The sequence below is a fragment of the Paenibacillus rubinfantis genome (assembly GCF_001486505.1).
Lineage (GTDB): Bacteria > Bacillota > Bacilli > Paenibacillales > Paenibacillaceae > Fontibacillus > Fontibacillus rubinfantis.
Map to the genome: position 1 here is coordinate 1,305,359 of NZ_LN909066.1, position 23,464 is coordinate 1,328,822.

The window sequence follows — 23,464 nt, forward strand, 5'->3', positions numbered from 1 at the left end:
AGGTTGTCACCAACTCAAAACAAACAGAGGAAAGGCCCCAAGGCCTCCCCCCTGCTGTTTAACCTTATGGCGTTTCTTCATCCGTCCAATCGGCAGCTGTATACAACGTGAAAATCAAATCTCGATTCGCCTCCGCGAACCAGGTCACCCCGCCGTCCGTGGATAGCTTGGCTTCCCCGCTGGCATAAGGGTTCTCATCACTGTAGGCAAACCCATAGTTGTTGTCCGTGCTTGGCGTATAGTCCGAGCCGGGAGATTTCAGGATCAAGCCATACGTTTTGCTCGTATCAAGTCCTTTTAACTGCGGGTAGATCGAATAGGGTGAGATCGAACCCGGGATGTTGTAAGCCGGTAGCGAAGCCGTAAACAGCTTCTCCGCCGGTTGGCCCTGATCATCCAGCGCGACCAGTTCAAAGTAATAAGCGTCCTTCGGCACCTCATTCCGGTAGCTCTCGTAAATGTAAACATCCAGTTTCGGCAAATCCGCATGTTCTAAAGTGAAGGTCTGCATCCGCTGGATGCCCGCCCGCACATCGGAGTAATAATCATACCGAATATCGCTGTCATCCTGATCGATGCGGCTGCCGCTCTCCCCAGGAACGTAATAAGCTTCCAGCTCATAGATCGAAGGCACGCCATAGTTCGTATTCAGATAGAGTCTCAGTTTGGATGTCGTCACCTCCGGGAACGTCAGCGTCCGGTTATCGCCTAACGTGAATCCTTTTGTAATGTTCCGGTAAGCCGAGCCATCCCAATACTGGAGTGTATAGTTGGCCGTTTTGAAATTGGGATCCCGGAACTCCTTGACGACGACCCGGTTCACCTTCGTTTCCACGCCAAAATCGATTTCCGCCCATTGATCGTTCTGTTGCCCATCCGCTGCGTTCCAGCGCGTCGTGAGATCGCCGTCGTTCAGTTTATCGGCTTCATACCCGGGATCGCCCCAGGTCGAGGAGACGTTAACTGGCTTGTCAAAAGCCAAATTCGTGGGCAGCGGGTCCGCAGGCTCCGGTTTACCTGAACCTGTGATTTGAATAACGGCTGAGCCCTTCGCTTCTAACGAGTACGTTAACGTTCCCTGCACGGTACCCAGCGATCGCCCGTTGTAGAGCTCGGTCAGCTGGTATTTTTTGTTGGGTTTGAGGCCCAGATCAGCCATATTGACTTGGAAGTCCTGTGCCTGGTTCGTCCAGTTGGACAACCCAACCACGCGGTTGTCCTTCCCTTGCTCTAGCACCGTGACCGCAGGGGAATGCGCCTCCTGATGGTAGAAATCGGTCATTTGCAGAGGCTTTGCCGCCTGTCCTTTTTTCACCAAACCAAGCAACTCCTCATGATGCAGCCAAGCCAACCGATCCTCGTCGATAAATGGCAGGTTGTCGCCGATCAGATAATGTCCCCCGCCCAGCGTTACCGCCGTGTTCAACAGCTTCGCGTCCTGCTGGCTGAACTTGTACCAGAACCCTTGGATCACATATTGCGGAATGATCATGTCCGGGTCGTTGTATTCGTAGAGCGTTCCGTTCGTCCACCAGGAAGCCGCGGTATTAAACGCCTGGCGCTCGATGCCGGAGTAGCTGGCGACGCCAAGCGACGTGTCGCAAGCGGTCCGACGGCCATGGGCAAACGCAGCCGGCAGCAGCGGGGCAATCGACTCGTTAATGTAAATCGGGCGGTCTGCCGCCAGGACGGCGTCGCGGATGATCCCCATCCCGATCCGGTAGTTCTGCATTCCGTTCACTGTCGGATCGTAATGCTGGCCTTCATACATCCCCATATCGATGAAGTCCAGTTTGATGTAGTCGTAGCCCCAACGGATGTAATCGTCGATGTTCCGCTTCACGATCTGTTGGGAAACCGGGTGGCTGAGATCCAGCGCATACGTGCCCAGGTACGTTTTGATCAGATTCCCCTGTTTGTCCTTCAGGCAGATGTCGCGATGAGTCAAACCTGTACCTTCGATCGGCAAATCGAGCCATTCCTCATAGATCGTAAACGGCGTCGAATATCCGCCCGCTTTCAGCCCTTGGGCATGCACGTAGTCGATGAATTTAGTAATCGATTGTTCAAAAGGCAGGCCGCCTTCCGGTTGAAACCCCCCGTCCAGATTGAAGTAATCATATCCCAGCGGCTTTAAATGCTCCGCTACGTAGTCAACCATCGCATACATGGCCTCGGCGGTGGCATAACGGTCATGCGAGTAGAACGTATTGTAGCCCATCGGCACGTCGCCGTCCCATTCCATATGGGGCTCACCCTGGTTATAGACGGTGCCGTATTCCTCCAGGCCATGCTGGTAATCGTCATAATACCCGAGGAAAAACAAATCCGAGGACACCGTCGTTCCGCTATGACTCCCGCCCCAGTTGTACAGGGAAAAGCCGGTCAGCGGTCCGTTGGGAAGCTCCGCTTCGCCGAGCTTTTGGCTGCTTTTCCAATTCTGGACGGTCGCCGCCCCGCCTACAAACCCGTGCTTGTTCTCGTTATCAAATACCGCCGCAACCCAATGGCTGATCCCGTTGAAATCGTCCCAGGTCAGCTGCTCGCCGGCAAAGCGGTCCGCCCCGTTTTGGCTTTTCCCGAAATCGTCCACCGGTGCGACCCCGAAATCAAAATTATTGGAATATGGCGTCGTAAAAATTTTCTTCGCGTTGCCCGCCCCGATCTCAATCCGCTGTGCGGCAATAGGGGTCAGCTCCTCCACGGTTAGACCTTCCGCCTGCTGCACCTGCATGTCGGTCAACAGGTACGAAACCTTCGGGTACAAGTAAAAGTTTAAATCGATTTGCTCGCCGGTGGACAATTCGCTGTGAATCGTCAGCTTGCGGCCGTTTTTGCCGTACTTGTCCGGCTTCAGCTTGGTCCACTCCGCCGTGCTTTCCACCGCCTCCCGGGTGGACCGTATAGCGCCGCCTTCCTCGCGAAAGCTCGCCTCGAACTGCTGCACGACCGGTTGTCCGTTCCACGACAAGCTGCCGGTTCCTTGGGTTAAATCGTAAACCAGCGAAACCCTTCCGTTTGACGCCTGCACGATGTTGCCGTTCCGGGCATAAGCCCCGGCCTCTTCCTCCGCCTGAACGGCTTGCGCGGATTTCAAGGAGCCGGAGAAAGCCAGTGTCCCGGCCAATAGCAAGATAACCCCCAACATGGTTTTCCTTGTCCGTAAACGTCTTTTCACCAAAACGCCTCCCTCAATCTGAATTGGTGGAACTTCGGTTTGCGATGCCAGAACTGGATGTTTTTTCTATCCTCATTCTAAGAACAGGCCTGTCCCGCAGCTATACCGCAATGTAAAGATCTATACAGGAAAATGCCTTACATCAAACGGGAGCGCATTAAAAAGCCCCCTGCGCATCAAAGCGCAGAGAGCGTGGGGGTTGGCGGAGAGCGATTAAGCTCGTATGGAGCAGATCAACGTGTGCAGGCACGGTATGCGGTAGGCGAAATCCCGGCATGACTCTTAAACTGGCGGGAGAAATGCGCCAGCTGCATGCCCAGCCGATCGGCGATATCAGCGATGCTGTCGTCCGTGTAGGTCAACAGCCGCTTCGCCTCCTCCATCCGTTTGCGCTGAACGTAATGCATGGGGGTAACTCCCATGATTTTTTTGAAATAAGGAATAAAATAATTCGGATGCAAATGGACGATGTCGGCCAGTGTCTCAATTTCAATCGGTTCGTGCAGATGCTCCTGGATATATTTCAACACACCGCTCAGCTTGTTCCGTTCCGTAAATTGCATATAATCCTTCAAATAATCGCGGTAACCGCCCTCCTCCAGGCAGCAGGCGAGCAGGTTCAGCAGACACGCCTGCATGCGCAGCCCGGCAAAGGGACCTCCCGACTGAAATTGGCGGATCATCTCGTCAAAGGTTGCCCGAACCTCCTGCGGGTTCCCGGCATCGCTGATGTACAGCTTGCTCCCGGCGTGAAACAGCGGCCATTCCCCTACCTGGGCGTCGAAATGGCAGAAATATCGCGTGTAGGGATTGTCCGGGTTCGTATACGTTGTCTGGCTGGTTCCTGCCGGCATAATCATCAACTGGCCCGGCCGAGGGGAATACGTCTCCCCGTTGATGATCACCGAACCTTCCCCCTCCGCGATAAAATACAGCCGATTGAAGCTTGGAGCCAGCTCCGTCCGGTTCCAACCGGGAAAGCCGCCTCTCAGCTGCGCATGCGTCACGGTTACAGTCAAGCTCTCGGGCAAGCGCCCGGCGAGCAGATCCATCTCATTCATCGCATCCCATTCCTTTGTCCGATTTCCTTTGCCCGATTGTAAGCCCTTCCACATTCAAGGATTCTTCTCTCATTGTAGCATCCCCATTTATCGAATACACCTTAATTTTGTGCAAAACCGTCTTAATCCGTGCCATTCTCAACCCTTCCGATTCAAGCTAAGCTAAGAGCGACAGAACTACTACATAAAAGCTGACAAGACACAGAGAATGAGGCTCATTCACTTCCTCGAATCGGCTTCGTGATCCGAAGATGACTTTTTGAACTACCATTAAGGGAAAGGCAGGGAGCGATTATATGGACAAAATACGTTTCGCCATCATCGGCATCGGCAATATGGGCACACCCCATGCATTAAACCTCTGCGGCGGCGAGATCCGGGGCGCAGCGCTGACCGCCGTATGCGACACGAACCCCGAGCGTTTGAAATGGGCGAAGGAGCATCTGCCGGAGACGGTGTTGGCCTTTGACTCCCCGGAAGCGTTGTTTGCTTCGGAGGCGATGGATGCGGTGCTGATCGCCACGCCGCATTATGATCATCCGACGCTGGCGGTGCAGGCTTTTGAGAGCGGTTACCATGTGCTGGTGGAGAAGCCGGCCGGCGTGTTCACCAAAGCGGTCCGCGAGATGAATGAAGCGGCGGCGAAATCCGGCAAGCAGTTTGGCATCATGTACAATCAGCGGACGAATCCGCTGTACGCCAAGCTGCGCGACCTTGTGTTGTCCGGGGAGTTGGGCACGATCCGCCGCACGAACTGGATCATCACGAACTGGTACCGTTCGCAAAGCTACTACGACTCCGGCGGCTGGCGCGCCACTTGGGCCGGGGAAGGCGGCGGCGTGCTGCTGAACCAGGACCCGCACCAGCTCGACCTGTGGCAGTGGACGACCGGGATGATGCCGAAGCGGGTCCGCGCGTTTTGCCACTTCGGCAAATACCGCAACATCGAAGTCGAGGACGACGTGACCGCCTATGTGGAGTACGAAAACGGCGCCACCGGCCTGTTCGTCACCACAACCGGCGAAGCGCCGGGGACAAACCGTTTTGAGTTGACCGGCGACAACGGCAAAATCGTGGTGGAGGACGGCAAGCTCACGTTCTGGCGACTGCGCGTACCCGAGCCGCAGTTTAATGCGGAGTATACCGGCGGCTTCGGCCAGCCGGAATGCTGGAAATGCGAAATCCCGGTGAGCGGCGGCGACGGACCGCAGCATAAGGGGATTTTGCAGAACTTCACGAACGCGCTGCTGCGCGGCGAGAAGCTGCTGGCCCCCGGCGAGGAAGGCATCCTCGGCCTGACGCTCTCCAACGCCATGCACCTGTCGGCCTGGACCGACGACTGGGTGGATCTGCCGTTGGACGAGGAGTTGTTCTACGCCAAGCTGCAGGAGAAGATCCACACCTCCTCGCTCCGCAAAGACAGCGGCAGCGGCAAGGTGCTGGACGTGTCGGGGACGCATTAAGGCGGTGTGGGAACGCCGAGACAGGAATAGGCCGGGATGAAGGCCTCTTCGTTGCGGTTGCCGAGAAATAGAGTGATTTTGTCACCCTATTGGCTCAAAAACACTAGTTTCCGCCGAAATAAGATGATTTTATATTCTTATTTCACTCAATCTCCGCCAAAATCAGCGTAGTTGACCAAAATAGCGTTAATTTTTGTTCTTATTTTCGTAACATGGGGGGGAAGTGCGCGATATAGAGTGAATCTTTCACCTTATTTGAGACACGCAGGAGAAAGAAGCTAGGCCCCCTCTCTAAATCCCTAAGAAAAAGGAGCGATAGCCTTGAAATTGTCCGTATTTACCGTATCCACGCCGGATTTGACGCCGGAGGAGTTGGTGCAAACCGCGCGCGAAGCCGGACTCCACGGCGTGGAGTGGCGTTATAAGGAAGTCCCTGCAGAAGCAGCCGGCGAAAAGCCGTCGTATTGGCGCAACAATTTGTGCTCGATCGACCCGTCTTCAACGGAAGAGCAGCTGCTGCGCTTCAAACGCATCACCGAAGCCGAGGGGCTTGAGGTCGCCAGCATCACGCCTTATTTGAACTCGCTGGATCTGGAGGAGACGGAGCGCGTGTTCTCGGTCGCCCGCCTGCTGGGCGCCAAAATGATCCGCGTCGGCGCAGCCGGATATGACGGTTCAACGCCCTACCCCGAGCTGTACGACAGAACGGTGCGCTATCTGAAGGAAGCTGAACGTTTAGCTAAGCAATACGGCGTCAAAGGGGTGGTGGAAACGCATCATCTGACGATCGCCCCCAGCGCCGGCCTGGCCCATCGGCTCGTCAGCCACTGCGATCCCGATCAAATCGGCGTACTGTACGATCCGGGCAACATGGTGTACGAAGGCTACGAGCAGTTCAAAATGGGCCTGGAGCTGCTCGGCCCCTATCTCGCCCATGTCCACGTCAAAAACGCCGCCTGGACGCAAACCGGAACCCGTGAGGACGGTACGGTGGCCTGGCGCTGCGGCTGGTCGCCTCTGGCGGACGGCGTGATCGATTACGGCCTACTGCTTCGGGACTTGAAGTCCGTTGGCTACGACGGCTACCTCGGCATTGAGGACTTCAGCGGCCATTACACGTCGAAAGAGATGCTCCGCAAGTTCGCCGAGTTTATCCACGAAAGGGTGTAAGCCGATGACGACGCCGACGGATCAACAACAGCAGCCCGCTTTTCAAGCGAAGGACGGGATGAACTATGCCCCAAAAGGACGGCCGAATGCCGTCGTGAAACCCGGCGAATTCGCCTTTGCCGCGGTAGCCCTCGACCACGGGCATATTTACGGCATGACCGGCGGCCTGATCGAAGCCGGAGCGACCTTAAAATGGGTGTACGATCCCGACCCTGCCAAAGTCCAGGCGTTTGTGGAGCAATACCCGCAAGCTGCCCAGGCGGACAGCCTGGAGCAAGTGCTCGCCGACCCCGAGGTGCGGCTCGTCGCTGCGGCGGCGGTCCCGTCGGAGCGGGGCCCGCTGGGCCTCAAGGTGATGGACGCCGGGAAGGATTATTTTACCGATAAGACGCCGTTCACTCGCCTGGATCAACTGGAAGCCGCGCGCCAAAAGGTTCAAGAAACCGGCCGCAAATATATGGTCTATTACAGCGAACGCCTGCACGTGGAATCCGCCGTGTACGCCGGTCAGCTCGTTCAGCAAGGGGCGATCGGGCGGGTGCTGCAGGTAACCGGGTTTGGTCCACACCGGCTGAATGCGGGCTCGCGGCCGGAGTGGTTTTTTCAGAAGGACAAATACGGAGGAATCCTCTGCGACATCGGCAGCCATCAAATCGAGCAGTTTCTGTTCTACACCGGGTGCAAGGATGCCCAAGTGCTGCACAGCAAGGTAGCCAACTATCATCATCCCGAATACCCCGAGCTGGAGGACTTCGGCGACGCTACGCTGGTCGGGGATAACGGGGCAACGCAATATTTCCGCGTGGACTGGTTTACGCCGGACGGCCTCAGCACCTGGGGAGACGGGCGGATGTTCCTCCTCGGCACCGAAGGGTACATCGAGCTGCGCAAATACGTCGACGTGGCAAGGGAGGCGGAAGGCGACCATGTCTACCTGGTGAATCGGGACGGGGAGCAGCATTTTGCCGTACGCGGGCAGGTGGGCTATCCGTTCTTTGGCGAGCTGATTCTGGATTGCTTGAACCGCACCGAAAACGCCATGACCCAAGAACACGCCTTCAAAGCCGCGGAGTTATGTTTAAAAGCTCAGCAACTGGCGCTTCGCGTCACCCCAACTTACTAGGACAGGAAGGGACCTAACGATGACGATGCAAGAACCGATTGGCGCGGCCGTCGTCGGCTGTGGAGCGATTTTTCCGCTGCATGCCGGGGCGGTACAGCAGCTCAAAGGCGTACAGCTGAAAGTGGTCGTCGACAGCGACCCTGCCAAGGCAAAGGAGGCAGCAACCCCGTATTCCTGCGAAGCGGCAACCGATTACCTGACCTTGCTGGATCGTGACGACATCCAGGTCGTCCACCTATGTACGCCCCATCACCTACATGCGGAGATGGCGACGCAGTTGCTGCGGGCGGGGAAACATGTGCTAACGGAAAAGCCGCTGGCGCATCACCTGGAGGCCGCGGAGAGCGTACTGGCGGAAGCACGCCTTAGCGAAGCGCAGCTAGGCGTTGTTTTTCAAAATCGCTATAACGCCTCGTCCCAAAAAATCCGCGAATTCCTAGAGTCGAAAACGCTGGGCCGGCTTATCTGCCTGAAAGGTATCGTCACCTGGCACCGGGACGAGGCTTATTATGCCGACAGCCCATGGCGGGGCCGCTGGTCAACGGAAGGCGGCGGCGTGCTGATCAATCAGGCGATCCATACGCTCGACCTGCTCCAATGGTTCGGCGGTGAAGTCGTCTCCGTCCAGGGGAGCGTCACCGCCGACGCCCTTGGCGACGTGATCGAGGTGGAGGATACGGCGCATGCCAGCCTCCGGTTTAAGGACGGCGCCCGCGGGCTGTTTTACGCCACCAATGCATACCTAACCAACACCCCGGTTGAGCTGGAGCTGGTGTTTGAAGGCGGCACGCTGCATCAGCGGAACGAAAACCTGTATTTGACCCGGGACGGTCATGAGAGCCTGGTCTGCGAGCCGCCGGCGAACCTTAACGACGCAGGCCAAATCATCGGCAAATCCTACTGGGGCTCCAGCCACCAACTCTTGATCGCCGACTTCTACGACCACGTCCGATCCGGAACACGCTTTGCGATTGGCGCCGAGGAAGGCCTCAAAACGCTGCGCCTCATCGCAGAGCTGTACCGTTCCTCCCGGACGCGGGATTCCAGATAAGCACGAGCAATAGAGAACTGGGAACTTACGACATAAACAAACGGCAAATGGAATAACGTTGCACGAAGAGAGAAGACCGTTTCTTACGAGGGGCGGTCTTTTTGGGGTATCGGGGAACTTACCGGAGAGTACAGCCGAGGTTACAGCAGGTTTCTCATCCTGGAGAGGATAGAAATCAGTACCGAATTCAAGCCTATGGGTACCTTGGTCCGCTCGTTCCTTGGCTTCTCCCGCTCGCTGCGCCGGATTTGCTCGGCCAGTCTGCACCGATCCAGCTCCTTGCGAAGATCCCGAATATGCTGTTTGGCAACATCCAAATCGTTCATATACATCACGCTCCCACCTCCTTTCGATAATGAGTAAAAGATCTCCATAATTGGATGAATCTTTCCTGTTTGATCCTTCCTTATCATAACGCTGCGGTTCCGGCCGCGTAAGGGTACAAAACACCTTAAGTTCTTTTTTCCTCCCTTCCGCCTCCTAAAAAAAGCGGCCACCTTTGTTTTGATAAGCTACCCCTATATAGGACAATGAAATATAACATGTCCTATATGGGGGTATTTTTCATGTCCAAATCAATGAAAGGGATACCGACAGAGGAGAAAGTAAATCTGGTTGAAAAGTATCTGAAAGGTGAAATAAGTAGAGCGTATGCAGCAAAAGAAGCAAATGTGGATCCGGGTACCATTGCTCTATGGGTTAGACTTTACGAGGCAGATGGCCCTACTGCTTTAATGGATCAGAAGCAGAATAAAAAATATTCGACGGAGCTGAAGCTAAAAGCTGTTACTGAATACCTATCCGGAGTTGGAAGTCAAAGTACAATTTGTAAGAAATACCATATACGTTCACGAGACCAACTCCATCAATGGTTAAAGGTGTATAATTCTCATGGGACTCTCAAATCCACGACTGGAGGAAGTTACATGAGAAAGGCAAGAAACACCAATCCGGAAGAGCGGTTAAAAATAGTCCAGGACTGCCTGACAAACAATAAGAATTATGGGGCTATTGCCCTAAAATACAGGGTTTCCTATCAGCAGGTACGTAACTGGGTGAAAAGGTACGAGGCGATGGGCTCTGCCGGTCTTGAGGATCGACGGGGACGGCGTGCCGGTACGTTACCAGGCAGAACGCCCGAAGAGGAATTACGCGATCGTATTGTTCAGTTGGAACGTGAAAAACTTGACCTGCAGATGGAAAATGACCTGTTAAAAAAAGTAAGGGATTTGGAGAGGGGGCGACGACACTTACTCTGATCAGGCATCAATGCGAATACGAAGCCATTAAGGAGCTTTCTGAAGAGAAGCATTATCCTGTCCATAAACTGTGTAAATATCTGCACATCGCGCGATCCGCTTATTACAGATGGCTTAAATGCCCGAAGAGTAGACATCAGATCGAGAATGAGGAAATTGCTAGAGAAATTCGGGAGATTCACGATGAGCATCCGGATATGGGATACCGCAGAATCCGTGATGAACTTGCAATATATCATGACATCAAGGTTAATGACAAACGGGTTCTAAATATCAACCGGAAGTTGCAAATTCACTCCTGTATAAAGTACAAATCCAAGAGCTGTACTAGGGGTTCTAGCAACCCATACCATATCGCCAATAACTATCTGAACAGGGAGTTTCATGCCGAGGCTCCAAACCAGAAGTGGCTGACAGACGTATCCGAGTTTAAGTACCGCACGGGTACAGAAGTACGTAAGGTCTATCTGAGCGCTATCCTCGACCTATATGACCGCAGAATCGTGGCTTTTAAAATCAGTGACCATAATGATAATCCACTGGTGATGAACACCTTTGATGAAGCTATACAGCTTGAGCCGGACGCACACCCGCTCTTCCACAGCGATCGGGGATTCCAGTATACAAGTAGAGAGTTCTATACGCGGCTTCAGCAGTCGCATATGAAGCAGAGTATGTCGAGAGTGGCACACTGTATTGATAATGGACCGATGGAAGGCTTCTGGGGAATACTGAAACGTGAGATGTATTATGGGCATCGCTTTACTGACCATGATGTTCTTGTAAAGGCAATATCGGATTATATCATTTACTACAACAACCGGCGTTTACAGCGTCGACTGAAGATTATGACACCGATGGAATTCCATAATAATTATCTGCAAGCTGCATAAACACACTGCCCGCCGTAAACCGGCAGGCAGTGTGTATAAATCTTATAGTTTTTCATTGTCCTCTTGACGGGTAGCACACCATTTTATGCAAAGGGGTCGCTTTTGTTCACGGCGTTCCTCACGCCAGCGCTTTATTGATAGAAATGGCGGATCTAAGTTAGCTGACCAAATGGCCGCCGGACGATGGATGATTCGCCGATATCGCTCGCCGAACAGGTTCTCCGGGGCGAATCGCAAGCGGCTCCCCTGCGTGCTGGATCGTTAGCCCCTCCCCTTCACGCAGCGTATAGACAACCTGCTCCCGGTCAAAAAACACCTCGATCAGCTGCCCCCGGTGCATCACCTTAAACCGGCAGCTCTCCCATTGCGGAGGCAACACCGGACGGAACTCCAACCTACCGCTACTATCGAGCCGCATCCCGCCAAACCCGTGTACGACGGCCATCCATGAGCCCGCCATCGCTGCGGTATGCAAGCCATCCTTGGCATTGCCGTTGACGTCGTCGAGATCCATCCGCACCGTTTGACCGAAATAGTCGTAAGCGGCATCCAGCTCGCCAATCTCGGCGGCGATAATGCTGTGGATGCACGGCGACAGCGACGAATCATGCGTAGTCAGCGGTTCGTAATAGCGGTAGTTGCGGATTTTCTCCTCCAGCGAAAACTGCTCGCCGAGCAAAAACAACGCCAGCACCAAATCCGCTTGCTTCAGCACCTGATGGCGATAGATTACAAGCGGGTGATAATGGAGCAGCAACGGGTATTTTTCGGGTGGCGTGCCGGCGAAATCCCATTTCTGCTTGGACAAAAAGGTATCGTCCTGCGCAGTGATCCCCAATTCCTCGTCGTACGGGACGTACATCTTGTCCGCCGCCCTCTGCCATTCGCGGACCTCCTCCTCGGTGAGGCCGATCTCCCGCCCCAGCCGAGCGTACTCCGAAGGATACCGTTCGCGCAGCAACTCCGCCGTCGCGCAGGCATACCGCAGGTGCTCGCGGGCCATGAGGTTCGTATAGGCGTTGTTGTTCACCAGCGCCGTATACTCATCCGGCCCGGTCACGCCGTCGATGCAAAAAGCGCCGCCGCGGGCCGGATGATAATGCCCTAGATCCGCCCAGAACCGCGACGTCTCGAACAGGATTTCCGCGCCTTGGCGCACGAGGAAATCCTCATCCCCCGTCGCCTGGACGTACTGGCGGATGCCGTAAGCGATGTCGGCGTTAATATGCGCCTGAGCGGTGCCCGCCGGGAAATAGGCGGAGTTCTCCTCGCCGCCGATCGTCCGCCACGGATACAGCGCGCCCCGCTGCGACATCACCTTCGCCCGCTGCCGCGCTTGCTCCAGCGTGCGGTAGCGGAATTCCAGCAAGGCCCGGCCGATCTCCGGCGTTGTGAAGGTAAAGAAGGGCAACACGTACATTTCGGTATCCCAGAAATAATGCCCTTCATACCCCTCGCCGGTGAGCCCTTTGGCGGCCATGCTGGTCCACCCGTCGCGTCCGGCCGACTGCAGCAGGCCAAACGCATTAAACCGCAGCCCCTGCTGGAGCGCGGGGTCCCCGGCAATTTCAACGTCGGCGCGGCTCCAGAACGCGTCCAGGTAAGCGCGCTGCTCCTCGGCCAGCCCGTCGAACCCGCGGGTTTCGGCCAGGCGCAGCACTTCTTCGCTTCGCATCCGCAGTTCCTCCTCCCGGGTATCCCGGGACGTATGGATGCTGATGAATTTGCTCAGCGAAGCGGTATCCCCCCGGTGCAGCGCCACGTCGTACTGCACCAACAGCCGCGGCCCGTCTTGCTGCTCCGACTGGCTAACTGCAGCGGACGGCGGCAGCGCGAGCCGGTGGCTCATCGCCGTCAGCAGCGCGAAGCGGCTGTGCCGCGTGCGCTGCTTCAGCCGGCCGCCCCATCCGCCTCGGCGATCTCCCCATCCATCGCCGAGATAATGGACACGGTGCCGGCGAAGTTCAACGCCGTCACCTCGTAGTGGATCGCCGCCAGGTGCCGGTGGGTTAACGACACCAGGCGACGAATATGAATCAGCACGCGGTGCCCGGCTGGCGATTCCCATTCGACCAGCCGATGCAACACGCCGCTTTGCATATGCAGCACTCTTTTGTAAAATCGCACATGCCCCCGGTTCAGATGAAAGGTCTCCCCTTCAACGCTGAGCCGGATGATGCCAGCGTCGGTTAGATTCAGCATCGCCTGGCCTTCGGATGGATACCCGTACGCTCCCTCGGGATAATGAATCGGCGCCGTATCATAAAACCCGTTCACGTAATTCCCCCGCACCGAGGCGCCTTCCGTCCCGTGGTATCCTTCCTCAAAATGGCCCCGCATCCCGAAATACCCGTTGCCCAAGGAAAACAAGCTCTCCCTGCGCTGATTGTCCTTCTCTTCGTAAGCATCCTCGACTAGGCTCCATTCCCTGGGAGATTGCAGTGCCGCCGGATGCTCGTCAGGCAACTTGTTCATCCTTTCACCGAGCCTCCCATCAGCCCTCTAACAAAGTACTTCTGCAGGAGGAAAAAGATCGTGAGCGGCATCAGCATGGAGATAAACGCCGCAGACGTCAGCAGATGCCAGTCGTTGCCTCGCGACCCGACGAGGTCGGCGATTTTCATCGACATCACCTGCACGCTTGGCTGGTTGCCGATGAAGATCAGCGATACCAGATAATCGTTCCATACCCACAGGAACTGGAAGATGCCGATCGATGCAAGCGCCGGTACCGACAACGGCAGGATCAACCGGGAAAAGATCGTGAAATGACTCGCCCCGTCGATAAAGGCCGACTCGAATAAATCCTTCGGCAGTTGGCTGATGAAGTTATACATAAAGTACGTAACGAGCGGTAAGCCAAAGGCGGTATGCGCCAGCCAGATCCCCAGGTAACTGCCGTTCAACCCCAGTGCGGTGTAGTCCTTCAGCACCGGGATAAGCGCAACCTGCAGCGGAATCACCAGCATGGCGATGATCACCACAAACAGCGTCTTGCGGCCGGGGAATCGCAGCCAGGCGAAGGCGTAGGCCGCAAATGAAGCGATCAGCACCGGAATCACGGTCGCCGGCACGGCGATCGTCAGCGTATTCCAGAACGCTTGGGACAACCCGGTCCCCTTCTGAATTGATTCGCTGCCATCGGCCAGCTTCAGCTTGTATTCTTTTCCGGACAGTACGTTCTTGTAATTCTCCAGCGTCAGCACCGGCTTAAACTCCCACCCCTGCTCTTGTACGTTCAGCGTGCGGGCCCGACGGTTCTCCCAAATCAGCCGCTGATCGTTGTTTAGCACCCCGGCTCGAAGCTCGTCGTCGCTGTAGGTTTGCCCGTTTACCTCAATCGGCTCGCGCAGGTCAACGTCCTTGGAGAGCTGAATCGTCTCCGCATTGGTCCATTCCCGGTGGGGGAACACGTTCCACCAGCCGGTCTGCAAAATGTCCGACGCCGGCCGGAACGAGGAGATCAACAGCCCGAGCGTCGGAATCAGCCATAAAGCGCAGATCACACCCAGCACGAGATTCACGATCGTTTTACCGCGTTTGCGTTTGGTACTTGCCGTACGTGGTTGATTGGTGCTCGCCATTAGAATCCCCCCTGCTTGCGGATCTGCCGCAGATTAAAGAAGATCACCGGCATTACGGCGATCAGCAGGACAATCGCCAGCGTGGAGCCGTATCCGAAATTGCGGTACATGAAAAACTGCCGATAAAACTGCGTAGCCACCACTTCGGTCCCGTATTGCCCGCCCGTCATGACCATGACCACGTCGAAGATTTTTAACGTAAACACGATGATCGTTGTCGTCACCGTCAGAATCGTGGTGGAGATATACGGGATGATGATGCGGAAGAAGATTTTAATCTCGCCGGCCCCATCCACGCGTGCCGCTTCCAGGATGTCGTCCGGGACGCCTTTGATGGCGGCGGAGAAGATCACCATGGCAAACCCCGTCTGCATCCAAATTAGTATCAGGATGAGAAACAGGTTATTCCAAGGCTGCAGCATGCTGGTCCAGGCCTGCGCTTCCCCGCCGAGGGCGGTGATGATGGCGTTCAGCAAACCGATTTGCTGGTCGCCGGGCTGGTAATAGTATACAAACTTCCAGATGACCCCCGCCGCGACAAAGGAGATCGCCATCGGCATAAAGATGATCGACTTGGCGATCTTCTCATAGCTGCTGCGGTCGGCTAAGATGGCAATCAGCAGCCCGAACCCCACGCAAGCCAGCGTGCCGAGGAATACCCAGAGCAGGTTATTGCGAAGCGCCGTCCCCATCAGCTTATCGGTGAATATCGCCGCATAGTTGGCGAGCCCCACAAATTTCTCCGAGGAGGCGTTAAAGAAGCTTAAATAAAGGGTCCGGACGGCAGGCAGCACCAGCAGCCACCCCAGCAAAATCACCGCCGGGCCAATGAAGATATACGGCAACACCTTCCGGCGAACCCGCTCCGGGTACTGCTCTACCGCCCAGTTAAAGGTAAAGTAAAGAAAATACACGCCGAGCACGCCCCACAAAACCGCACATACCGCGGTCAGCAGCGGATTCAGCGTCGAGTCGCGGAAGAAGCGGAAGATCAGGCCGTGTCCTGCGGCATTCCCGAGCAGGATGACCAAAGTGAAGAGCACGGCCCTCAGGCTGACGGTTCGCTTGGCTTCTGAACTCATCATGACCCCTCCTAAAAGTTTGGTGAGCGTTACTTCCTGAACCAGTTCGATGGATGAAAACGGAAGGGGCGTGTGTGCCGGAACCCACGTTTCGGCTCGCGCGCCCCTCCGCGTGTTTTAGTTATCTCAGTTCCAGAATGGGGCTTAGTTGTTCCAGCCCTCCTGGATTTGCGCCAGCGCTTCATCCAGCGTAGCCGTGCCGCTCACGTAGTCGGTCATGCCCTTCCAGAACGTGCCTGCGCCTACTTTGCCCGGCATCAGGTCCGAGCCGTCAAACCGCAGCGTGGATGCTTCCTGCACCAGCTGAGCCATGCGGCGATCGGCTTCGGAGGTGTACCAGTCAAGCGAAGCGTCGTTCATCGGTGCGATCACGCCGCCCGATTGAACCCACGACTTGATCGATTCGCCGGTCGTAAAGAACTCCATCACGGCACGAACTTCAGGACGATCGTTAAACATCGCATAGATATCGCCGGCTACCAGCACCGGCTTGCCGTATTGCTCATCAATCGGCGGCAGGTAGAACCAATCGTAGTCTTCATCAACTTTTGCCGTTTCCGGGAAGAAGCTTGTGATGAAGTTCGCTTGGCGATGCAGCCACACCTTCGGTGGATTGTCGAACATCGGTGCCGGAGAATCGCCAAAGGCCGTGGTGACGATCGATTTCGTCCCCCCGTATACATAATCCGGGTTCATCCAAATTTCAGACATCTTCTCTACCGCATGCTTCACTTCTGGAGATGTGAAAGGCAGCTCGCCCGTAACCCACTTGTCGTAGTTCTCTGGCGTGGTCGTGCGGAGCATGATGTCCTCCACCCAGTCGGTAGCCGGCCAGCCGGTTGCCGCACCACTTTCAATCCCAATCGCCCAAGCAGTGTCGCCGTCCTTGGCGATTTGTTCTGTCAACGCCATCAGCTCATCCCAGGTTTGCGGAATGGTGTAACCCGCTTCCTCAAATTGCTTCTTCGGATACCACACCAAGCTTTTCACGTTGCTGCGGTTCCATACACCAGCCATGATTTTGCCGTCCTTGCCGTCCATCGTCGCCATGTCGAGCCAGCTTTGGTTATAGTTGGCCTTCAGCTTCTCCTGATCGAGAATAGTGGTAAGGTCAATCACCTTACCGGTTTTGGCTACGGCCGCCAATAGGCCCGGCTGCGGGAAGTCCGCGATATCGGGTGCATTTCCGCCGTCCACGCGAACGTTAATCGTGGCTTCAAACTCCTTGGAGCCTTCATATTGGATATCGATGCCCGTTTTTTCCTCGAAATCCTTAATGCTGGTTTCGAACTTCACTTGGTCCGCATCAACGAACGGGCCAAACATCGTTACTTTGGTGCCTTTATATTCACCTTTTAACGCCAGCTCCAGCGGAGAACCGGTGGCAGCGGCGTCATTCGTAGCAGCGCCGTCATTTGTGTTCTGCTCCGTGGTTCCCGTGTTGGCCGGAGCTGCCGGTGCGTTGTTTGCCGCATTGTTTCCGCCGCCGCAGGCGCTGAGAAGAAGCGTGAACGATAATCCGCTAACGAGCAGTAAAGAAGCCCAATTTGATCTTTTTTTCATTGACCTTACATCCCCTTCGATATTTTTTTAGGAATACCATCTAAAGGTCTGGCTGACTATGGACGCTTTTCGGCAAACCACCTCCTTGCAAAGCTTTTCAGCGGCAGACGAACGCCGCTGTATCCGTTTTCAACTTTGGTATAAGTGTATGACCTGCCCTATGCGAATGTTCCGTTTTTTTGAAAAGCTTTTCAGATGATGGGGTGCAGCAACCTCAACAGTAGCATCGAGGTCTATTCCTCCCGTAAGCCCCCTACTCTCCCAGGCATATTGCCGGTTCATTTGGTTGGCTTGTTTTACTTCACTAGGTCCGTTTCACTTGATTTGTTTCGTCAGATTGACTTCGTGAGGTTGGGTCTACTTCGTGTGGTTTACTTCATTGGGAATGGGTTGATGTTTCTTGGTGTTGGATGTTTGAAAAAAGTCTCGTTCGTGTTGGAGTCAATGAGGTTGTTTGTGTCGTTGTCGTTCATCGATAGTAGTGATGTTAATTCGTGGTTGTTCTCTCCCGTGACGATTCGCGGACGATGAGTTTATGCTGGAGGACTTCTCTTGGTACCGCCACGCTTCCGGTCGTCAACAGTTCATGCAGCTTCTCCGCCGCACGGTGGCCTAGTTCGTATATGGGTTGGGATATCGTAGTCAGCTTGGGAATATACATGCCGGCCATGCGGTGGTTGTCGAAGCCGATGACGGACACCTGCCCCGGCACCAGTATATGGCGGTCCCGAAGATACGAAATCGTACCCATAGCAAATTCGTCCGCAACGCAAAATACGGCAGTCAACTCGGGATGCTCCGTAAACAGCTCATGCGCGGCCTGATACGCATGCTCAAAGTAATGGCTGGCAAACTTCACGTTAGCGATGTTGGATGTTAGCCCAAATTCCTGCATGGCCCGGACGAATCCCGCGTAACGCGGCGGTCCGGAAATCGAGTTGTCGTGATTGAAGCCGATCATACCGATGTGGCGGTGCCCCAGCTCAATCAGGTAAGCGGCGGCGTCATAAGCTGCCGCCTCATCGTCGACCTCGACGCAGGGAATTTCGTAGTCGTCCGAGTGGGATGACACCATCACAAACGGGATCCGGCAGCCTACCAGCTTCTCGTAGTACTCCGGAAACATTTTGTCGCTGGCGAAAACAACGCCATCCACCTGCTTCTCATGAAACGTGTCGATGTACGACAACAGGCGCTCCTTATCGCGGTCCGTGTTGCAGATCATCAGACTGTAACCCAGCTTGATGCAGGCATCCTGCATCCCCCGGATCATTCCCGCATAATACATATTTTCAATATCGGGAATCAGCAGCCCCAGGGTAAAAGACTTCTTGTAAATCAGTCCGCGGGCGAACGCATTCGGCTGATACTTCAGCTCCTCAATCGCGGCCAGCACGCGCTGCCGCTTGCTCTCCACCACGGCCGCCGGCGCATTCATTACGCGCGAGACCGTACTGATGGAGACACCCGCTTTTTGGGCAACATCGCGAATCGTTGGCTTACTCTTGCTTTTGTTCTTGTTCATCGTGGGTATCCTCGATTTTTGAAAAGCTTTTCAATGCGATTATAACAAGGGACATTTTGGAATACAAGAGTTTTTTGAAGCGCTTACAAATTTGTGGGTCGAGGGGCTCTTTCGCACTCCTTTTCACCATTATCCCTTTGAGTCCGGGTGTGGGGGCTTGTGCTCTAACGGACCCAGATGACGCTAAAGTTCATTTCCCGCACCATTTCCCGCTCTAACGGATCGGAGAGACGTTATTTGCCGTAAAACCAGCCCGCTGCGCCCCATTTGAGTCAAATAACGTCATCTGGGTCCGTTAATTTCTTTGACCAACCATCGCCCGCCCAATAAGGGCTCTCCGGTCCGTTAGAAACAATAGAGCTCTCAGCTGATCTCATAGCTTTTCTGAATCAGAGCTTTTGCCTCCTCAAGCTGTTCCTCCTGAGTAATGACGATTTCCAAATCCCCTGTTCCATAATGGCCGATATTTCGCACATTCCGAGTAAACCCGGGCTTTAACCCTACTGTGTCAGGGTCCACTTTAACAAATACAGTAATTGATTTCTTCTGGGGATGAATCTCCACACAAGCGAAGTTTTTGATGCGTTTAAAAGCGATGTAATCCTTTAACACATTCATTTGAACGTCGTCGCCCAACGCGAGTATAAACGCCTTCAGTTCCTCATAGCGGTCCGTCAACTCCGGATTGGCTTGCGAAAGATAGTCGGATACGGTTTTGTACGAGGTTGTCCCACTCGAAACTGGCGAGTCTTGAGAAGGATTTGCTGTAGTCGCATTAACCAAGTCGAGCAGCAGAAGTTCATTACCGTACTTTTTGTAGGTATACAGTTCGATATTACGGGGGATTTGTTGTACCGCATGTTCATCATATTTCGTGAACCCCCCGGCGATGCAAAGCAGGCGCGGCGCGCTCCAATCGATGGCTTCGGCGTCCTGGATTCCGTATTTTTTTTGAACAAGCAACGTAAATTCGGCCTGATGATCCATCAGCCAATCCAAATAATAAAGCCCTTGATTAATGACGTTTTCGTTTGTTGAGCGCTTATATTCGATAATGACAGGGGAGTTGTTTTCATCCATACCCAACGTATCAATACGACCTCCGTGCCGTTTCCCCGTCGAGTATTCGGTCGCTAGAAAACGAATCCCTAGCAGAGCCTCCAAATGGCGTTCCATTAGCGTTTGCAGCGATTTTTCGATCGTTACCGTTTGTCCGTGCAGCTCTTCAACGTCCCCGTCAGCCAAGCGAAACAGTTTGATATCTCCCATAAAACACTTCACCGCGCCTTTACGTAGTTTATTTTATTGGTATTCTGATATAGAGCTAGCGTATCTCGGAGCTCTTACTCCAATTTCATCCGGATTGCAGGCCGCACCCCATCGCGCGCCAGGCTGACATTGGCGTAGCTGCGGATGCTGGCCCCAGTCCCGATGAAGTGGGCGCGGGAAGGCTGGTTGCCCTGCGTGCGCAGCCACCACCAGGAGCAGCCCTTCTCCTTGCCGTTTCGCAGCACATAATTGTCTTTCTCCCCTTTATCGTAGACATAAAGGCTGCAGCCGTCGGGCTTTTTCAATTTCGCATATTCCGTCCCCACGGTGGTTAGCCACGATTTGCCGAGAACCGCCGTGATCGCCTTGACCTCGGCTACGCTAAGCAGAAACACCTTATCCTCCGTATCCGGACAGTTCTCCCCATTATCCGTGCAAGTGGTGGTCTGGATCCATGCGCGTTCTTCCAACCCAAAAGCCGTCGCGTAAAACTCCTCGTTTAGCCACTGGCGTAAATCACAATCGCGCCAGGTGATATCCACGGCATCCCGCCACGAAATTTCCGCACTCTTCCCGTGATATCGCTTGCACTCCAGGATTTCTTCGCTCAACAGCAGCAGCTCGCTGCCTGTGTTTTGAAGAACTCGCCATTCAATAGGCTGTAATTTCCTGTCAGCGGTCTGTGGAAACGAGCCAAAACGGATCCGCTCCCCGGGTTGGACAGCCGGATTCGGCGCAAAAACAGGTTGGTGACCTTGATCCATCAGCTTCTCCCTCCTTAACATCAGTCTATTTATCATACAACAGTCCCCCGGGAGGTTTGCAATAGAGATGGACCGGCCCCCATGCACATCAACTACCTTGACACCCATAGTAAGACTCTGTCCGTTTAACGCTTCCTCCGTCCACTGCTTTTCTTCGATAAAGCGAATTACCGTGCTCACCTATAAGGGAAATCCGCCCCCCTCCTTCACAACCAATTTACAAAAAAAGTCGATCAGGAATTTTTCCTGACCGACTTTTTGGTTGTTTGTGTATCATTCCTCCCCGTCCCGCCGCTTGATCATCTCCAGAAACTCGAGAATGATGTCGGAAACGGCGTCCTCTTCGGACATATGAATAAACTTGCTTATATGCACAATGTCGCCCTTAAACAGCTCAATTAACTTTAATGTGGATTCGGGATCATTTTCCCTGGCCTTTTGCAGCAAACTCAGGAACTCATCATCATCCGGGACAATTCTTTGATCATCTTTCGTTTCCATTTGTTCACCCCTTGCTGACTCATATTCAACTCGCGGGCGACTTCCCCCTCCGTTTTGTCCTGTAAATAAATCTTGGAGATGATCGTTTTCCCCGTCGTGGAAGGAAGTGCGTTGATCAGCTGTCTCACAACGATTTTGTTATCAGAAGATGAGGTGAAGCAGGTTACGGCCGGCTCGACTCCATTGAATGAACATTCCCGTTTTCTAACGACTTTCGCTCTGTATTGGACCCTCCATGCAATACGATAAACTTCTTTCCGATATTGCTCGTACACGGTATGTTGTTCCTTCAAAACTACCTCCCCCTTTCATTTTCATCTTCTATGTATAGGGAAATTTTCAGGGGGTTTTCACAACCATAATTATATAGGTAATTATTATTATAACATTTTTTCTATATTCTGGTTGTACCTGGGCAAACTTTTTTTCCCCATATAGTGAAGGGCCCAATAAAACCAAGGAGGTAACAAATATGCAGGTTGCGGATATTGTGTCGTTGGTTGCCAATGTAGGTTTTCCGGTCACGCTTTGCTTCATCCTGATCAAATATGTGCTGCAAACCGTCGGCGATAAACTGGGAAAAATCGAGGCTTCCCTGCAGGCCCTCTCCGAGGAGGTGCAACGGCTGGACGATATGCTGGACGAAGACCGTCAGCCCTCCGGAGCCTCTGGCGGAAAGTAATCTAGGAAACTGTGAAAATCCTCAGACAGAAGGTTGTACCGCAGAAGCGGGCGAAAAACGCCCCTATTTATATCTATGACGGGCCCGGCAGAGTTAGAACGTTTGATGTCAGAAAAAAAGCCTCATGCCCGCTATCCCTTTGGCTCAGAGGGCTTAGCGTAGCATGAGGCTTTTGTTGAGTTTGGGCGATGCGATCAGGTATTCCCGTTTACAATTCGGTCAGCCCTTGGTGTAAGGCATTCAGCAGCCGGTGTGTCCGATCGCAGCCGTACTCCCAGAACATCACTCCGGCCAGTTCCTGCGCCTTCACGTATTCGCATTTACAGCGAATCGATGCTTCATCGTCGTAGGAGATAAACGTTTGGCCGTCGAACAAATACGGCGCTTTCGCTTCCTCATCCCAGTAACGGACAAATCCGTTCTGGTCGATATACTCAGCGGCCAGCGTTGTAAATTCCGGGCCGTACCCACCCGGACCAGGGGACATTTGGTACAGTCCCCGGTTGATGTTCGGTACGTCCTTCCACATGCGTGAATAAAACGCCGCGCCGATGACAATTTTCTCCTTGGGCACCCCGGCTTGGACAAACAGGTTCACCGAAGCGTCAACGCTGATGCGGAACAGATCCCCGGTTCCTGTGTACAGATTGGTGTGATGCCCGGTCAACGTCTGGAAACCGCCGCGCATATCGTACGTCATCAACTGGACAAAGTCGAGATAACGCTGAACCTCGGCCATCTCCGTACCGTCGATGTAATATTGGTCCGCGCCTGCAGCGATCGTCAGCCCATAATGACGGCCGTCCCGCTGGCCTTGCCGGTCCAGCGCCTCCCTTATCGTCCGCAGCAGCAACGTGAAATTCGCCTTGTCATCTGGACTGGCGGCAATACCTGCTTCGGCATAACAAGGGTACTCCCAGTCCAGGTCAATCCCGTCAAGCGCATACTCCGTAACCGCCCGGATCGCCGACTCGGCCATCGCCTGCCGGCCCGCTTCCGTCGAAGCCGCTTCCGAGAAGCCGCCGGCGCTCCAGCCGCCTACGGACAGCAGGACTGTCAACCCGGGATGCTCCTGTTTCAGCTCGGGCAGCAGCCCCAAGTTCTGCAGATGTCCCGTTTCGATCCGATCTTCTCGCACATGGCCAAAAGCGATATTCATGTGGGTCAGCTTCAGCAACTCTTCCTTTGGTAATTCAGGGAGGTGACGGTCGCTTACATAACCCGCCACCACATAGTTCCGGCTCATTTGGCGCTCCTCCCTTTGCTTGCGCGGCTATCGGCGCAAAGCGATCGTCG

The 23,464-nt window shown here is 54.4% G+C and carries 20 protein-coding genes and 1 pseudogene; 7 read left to right on the forward strand and 14 right to left on the reverse strand.

Features of this window, described 5'->3' with window-relative positions; translation table 11 throughout:
* Positions 1-64: 64 nt before the first annotated feature.
* Both BN3277_RS23500 and BN3277_RS23505 read right to left on the reverse strand, forming a co-directional pair.
* Positions 65-3,178 (reverse strand): discoidin domain-containing protein, encoded by a 3,114-nt coding sequence (locus BN3277_RS23500; RefSeq protein WP_059046846.1) that lies wholly within the window; start codon positions 3,176-3,178, stop codon positions 65-67.
* 233 nt (positions 3,179-3,411) lie between these two features.
* Entirely contained in the window at positions 3,412-4,239 is an 828-nt protein-coding gene (locus BN3277_RS23505) for an AraC family transcriptional regulator (protein WP_059047476.1), read from the reverse strand.
* 296 nt (positions 4,240-4,535) lie between these two features.
* Here BN3277_RS23505 and BN3277_RS23510 point away from each other — a divergent pair, with 296 nt between their 5' ends.
* From BN3277_RS23510 to BN3277_RS23525, 4 genes are all read left to right on the forward strand, one after another.
* Positions 4,536-5,702, forward strand: a complete 1,167-nt coding sequence (locus BN3277_RS23510; RefSeq protein ID WP_059046849.1) for a Gfo/Idh/MocA family protein — start codon at positions 4,536-4,538, stop codon at positions 5,700-5,702.
* 321 nt (positions 5,703-6,023) lie between these two features.
* Positions 6,024-6,872, forward strand: a complete 849-nt coding sequence (locus tag BN3277_RS23515) for a sugar phosphate isomerase/epimerase family protein (RefSeq protein ID WP_059046850.1) — start codon at positions 6,024-6,026, stop codon at positions 6,870-6,872.
* 4 nt (positions 6,873-6,876) lie between these two features.
* The gene (locus BN3277_RS23520) at positions 6,877-7,995 is read left to right on the forward strand and encodes a Gfo/Idh/MocA family protein (RefSeq protein ID WP_059046853.1); all 1,119 of its coding nucleotides are present in this window, start codon (positions 6,877-6,879) and stop codon (positions 7,993-7,995) included.
* A gap of 19 nt (positions 7,996-8,014) precedes the next feature.
* Entirely contained in the window at positions 8,015-9,046 is a 1,032-nt protein-coding gene (locus BN3277_RS23525; protein WP_059046855.1) for a Gfo/Idh/MocA family protein, read from the forward strand.
* A gap of 140 nt (positions 9,047-9,186) precedes the next feature.
* Here BN3277_RS23525 and BN3277_RS23530 read toward each other — a convergent pair whose 3' ends face one another.
* The gene (locus tag BN3277_RS23530) at positions 9,187-9,381 is read right to left on the reverse strand and encodes a hypothetical protein (RefSeq protein WP_148501111.1); all 195 of its coding nucleotides are present in this window, start codon (positions 9,379-9,381) and stop codon (positions 9,187-9,189) included.
* Positions 9,382-9,612: 231 nt separating this feature from the next.
* Here BN3277_RS23530 and BN3277_RS25870 point away from each other — a divergent pair, with 231 nt between their 5' ends.
* Together BN3277_RS25870 and BN3277_RS25875 are read left to right on the forward strand one after the other, a co-directional pair.
* Positions 9,613-10,305 (forward strand): helix-turn-helix domain-containing protein, encoded by a 693-nt coding sequence (locus BN3277_RS25870; RefSeq protein ID WP_059046659.1) that lies wholly within the window; start codon positions 9,613-9,615, stop codon positions 10,303-10,305.
* Between the two features lie 26 nt (positions 10,306-10,331).
* Entirely contained in the window at positions 10,332-11,198 is an 867-nt protein-coding gene (locus tag BN3277_RS25875) for an IS3 family transposase (protein WP_232436524.1), read from the forward strand.
* A 157-nt stretch (positions 11,199-11,355) separates the two neighbouring features.
* Here BN3277_RS25875 and BN3277_RS26175 read toward each other — a convergent pair whose 3' ends face one another.
* From BN3277_RS26175 to BN3277_RS23585, 10 genes and pseudogenes are all read right to left on the reverse strand, one after another.
* Positions 11,356-12,873, reverse strand: coding sequence for a glycoside hydrolase family 65 protein (locus tag BN3277_RS26175; protein ID WP_316244823.1), 1,518 nt, complete (start codon positions 12,871-12,873; stop codon positions 11,356-11,358).
* 84 nt (positions 12,874-12,957) lie between these two features.
* Positions 12,958-13,673, reverse strand: a pseudogene (locus BN3277_RS26180) (beta-phosphoglucomutase); the annotation flags it as partial.
* Positions 13,670-14,782 carry a carbohydrate ABC transporter permease gene (locus BN3277_RS23550; protein ID WP_059046858.1) on the reverse strand — a complete coding sequence of 371 codons (1,113 nt, stop codon included), beginning with the start codon at positions 14,780-14,782 and terminating at the stop codon, positions 13,670-13,672. The pseudogene BN3277_RS26180 and the gene BN3277_RS23550, both read right to left, overlap by 4 nt.
* On the reverse strand, positions 14,782-15,867 hold the full coding sequence (locus BN3277_RS23555) for a carbohydrate ABC transporter permease (RefSeq protein ID WP_232436498.1): 1,086 nt from the start codon (positions 15,865-15,867) through the stop codon (positions 14,782-14,784). The genes BN3277_RS23550 and BN3277_RS23555 overlap by 1 nt, the downstream gene beginning before the upstream one ends.
* Before the next feature lie 141 nt (positions 15,868-16,008).
* On the reverse strand, positions 16,009-17,427 hold the full coding sequence (locus BN3277_RS23560; protein ID WP_059046862.1) for an ABC transporter substrate-binding protein: 1,419 nt from the start codon (positions 17,425-17,427) through the stop codon (positions 16,009-16,011).
* 487 nt (positions 17,428-17,914) lie between these two features.
* Complete coding sequence (locus BN3277_RS23565) at positions 17,915-18,952, reverse strand: LacI family DNA-binding transcriptional regulator (protein WP_059046863.1); 1,038 nt, start codon at positions 18,950-18,952, stop codon at positions 17,915-17,917.
* 363 nt (positions 18,953-19,315) lie between these two features.
* The gene (locus tag BN3277_RS23570) at positions 19,316-20,221 is read right to left on the reverse strand and encodes a DUF5655 domain-containing protein (protein WP_059046865.1); all 906 of its coding nucleotides are present in this window, start codon (positions 20,219-20,221) and stop codon (positions 19,316-19,318) included.
* Between the two features lie 74 nt (positions 20,222-20,295).
* Positions 20,296-20,985: a DUF6273 domain-containing protein gene (locus tag BN3277_RS23575; RefSeq protein WP_059046867.1), complete on the reverse strand. Its 690-nt coding sequence runs from the start codon at positions 20,983-20,985 to the stop codon at positions 20,296-20,298.
* 273 nt (positions 20,986-21,258) lie between these two features.
* Positions 21,259-21,486, reverse strand: a complete 228-nt coding sequence (locus tag BN3277_RS23580) for a hypothetical protein (protein ID WP_059046869.1) — start codon at positions 21,484-21,486, stop codon at positions 21,259-21,261.
* Positions 21,435-21,779: a DUF1492 domain-containing protein gene (locus tag BN3277_RS23585; RefSeq protein WP_059046871.1), complete on the reverse strand. Its 345-nt coding sequence runs from the start codon at positions 21,777-21,779 to the stop codon at positions 21,435-21,437. Before BN3277_RS23585 ends, BN3277_RS23580 begins: the two co-directional genes overlap by 52 nt.
* 179 nt (positions 21,780-21,958) lie before the next feature.
* Here BN3277_RS23585 and BN3277_RS23590 point away from each other — a divergent pair, with 179 nt between their 5' ends.
* A complete protein-coding gene (locus BN3277_RS23590) occupies positions 21,959-22,168 on the forward strand; it encodes a hypothetical protein (protein ID WP_059046873.1) in 210 nt (69 codons plus the stop codon).
* A gap of 208 nt (positions 22,169-22,376) precedes the next feature.
* On the opposite strand, the gene BN3277_RS23595 is transcribed toward BN3277_RS23590, so the two are convergent.
* The gene (locus BN3277_RS23595; RefSeq protein ID WP_059046875.1) at positions 22,377-23,414 is read right to left on the reverse strand and encodes a glycoside hydrolase family 18 protein; all 1,038 of its coding nucleotides are present in this window, start codon (positions 23,412-23,414) and stop codon (positions 22,377-22,379) included.
* Positions 23,415-23,464: the final 50 nt, after the last annotated feature.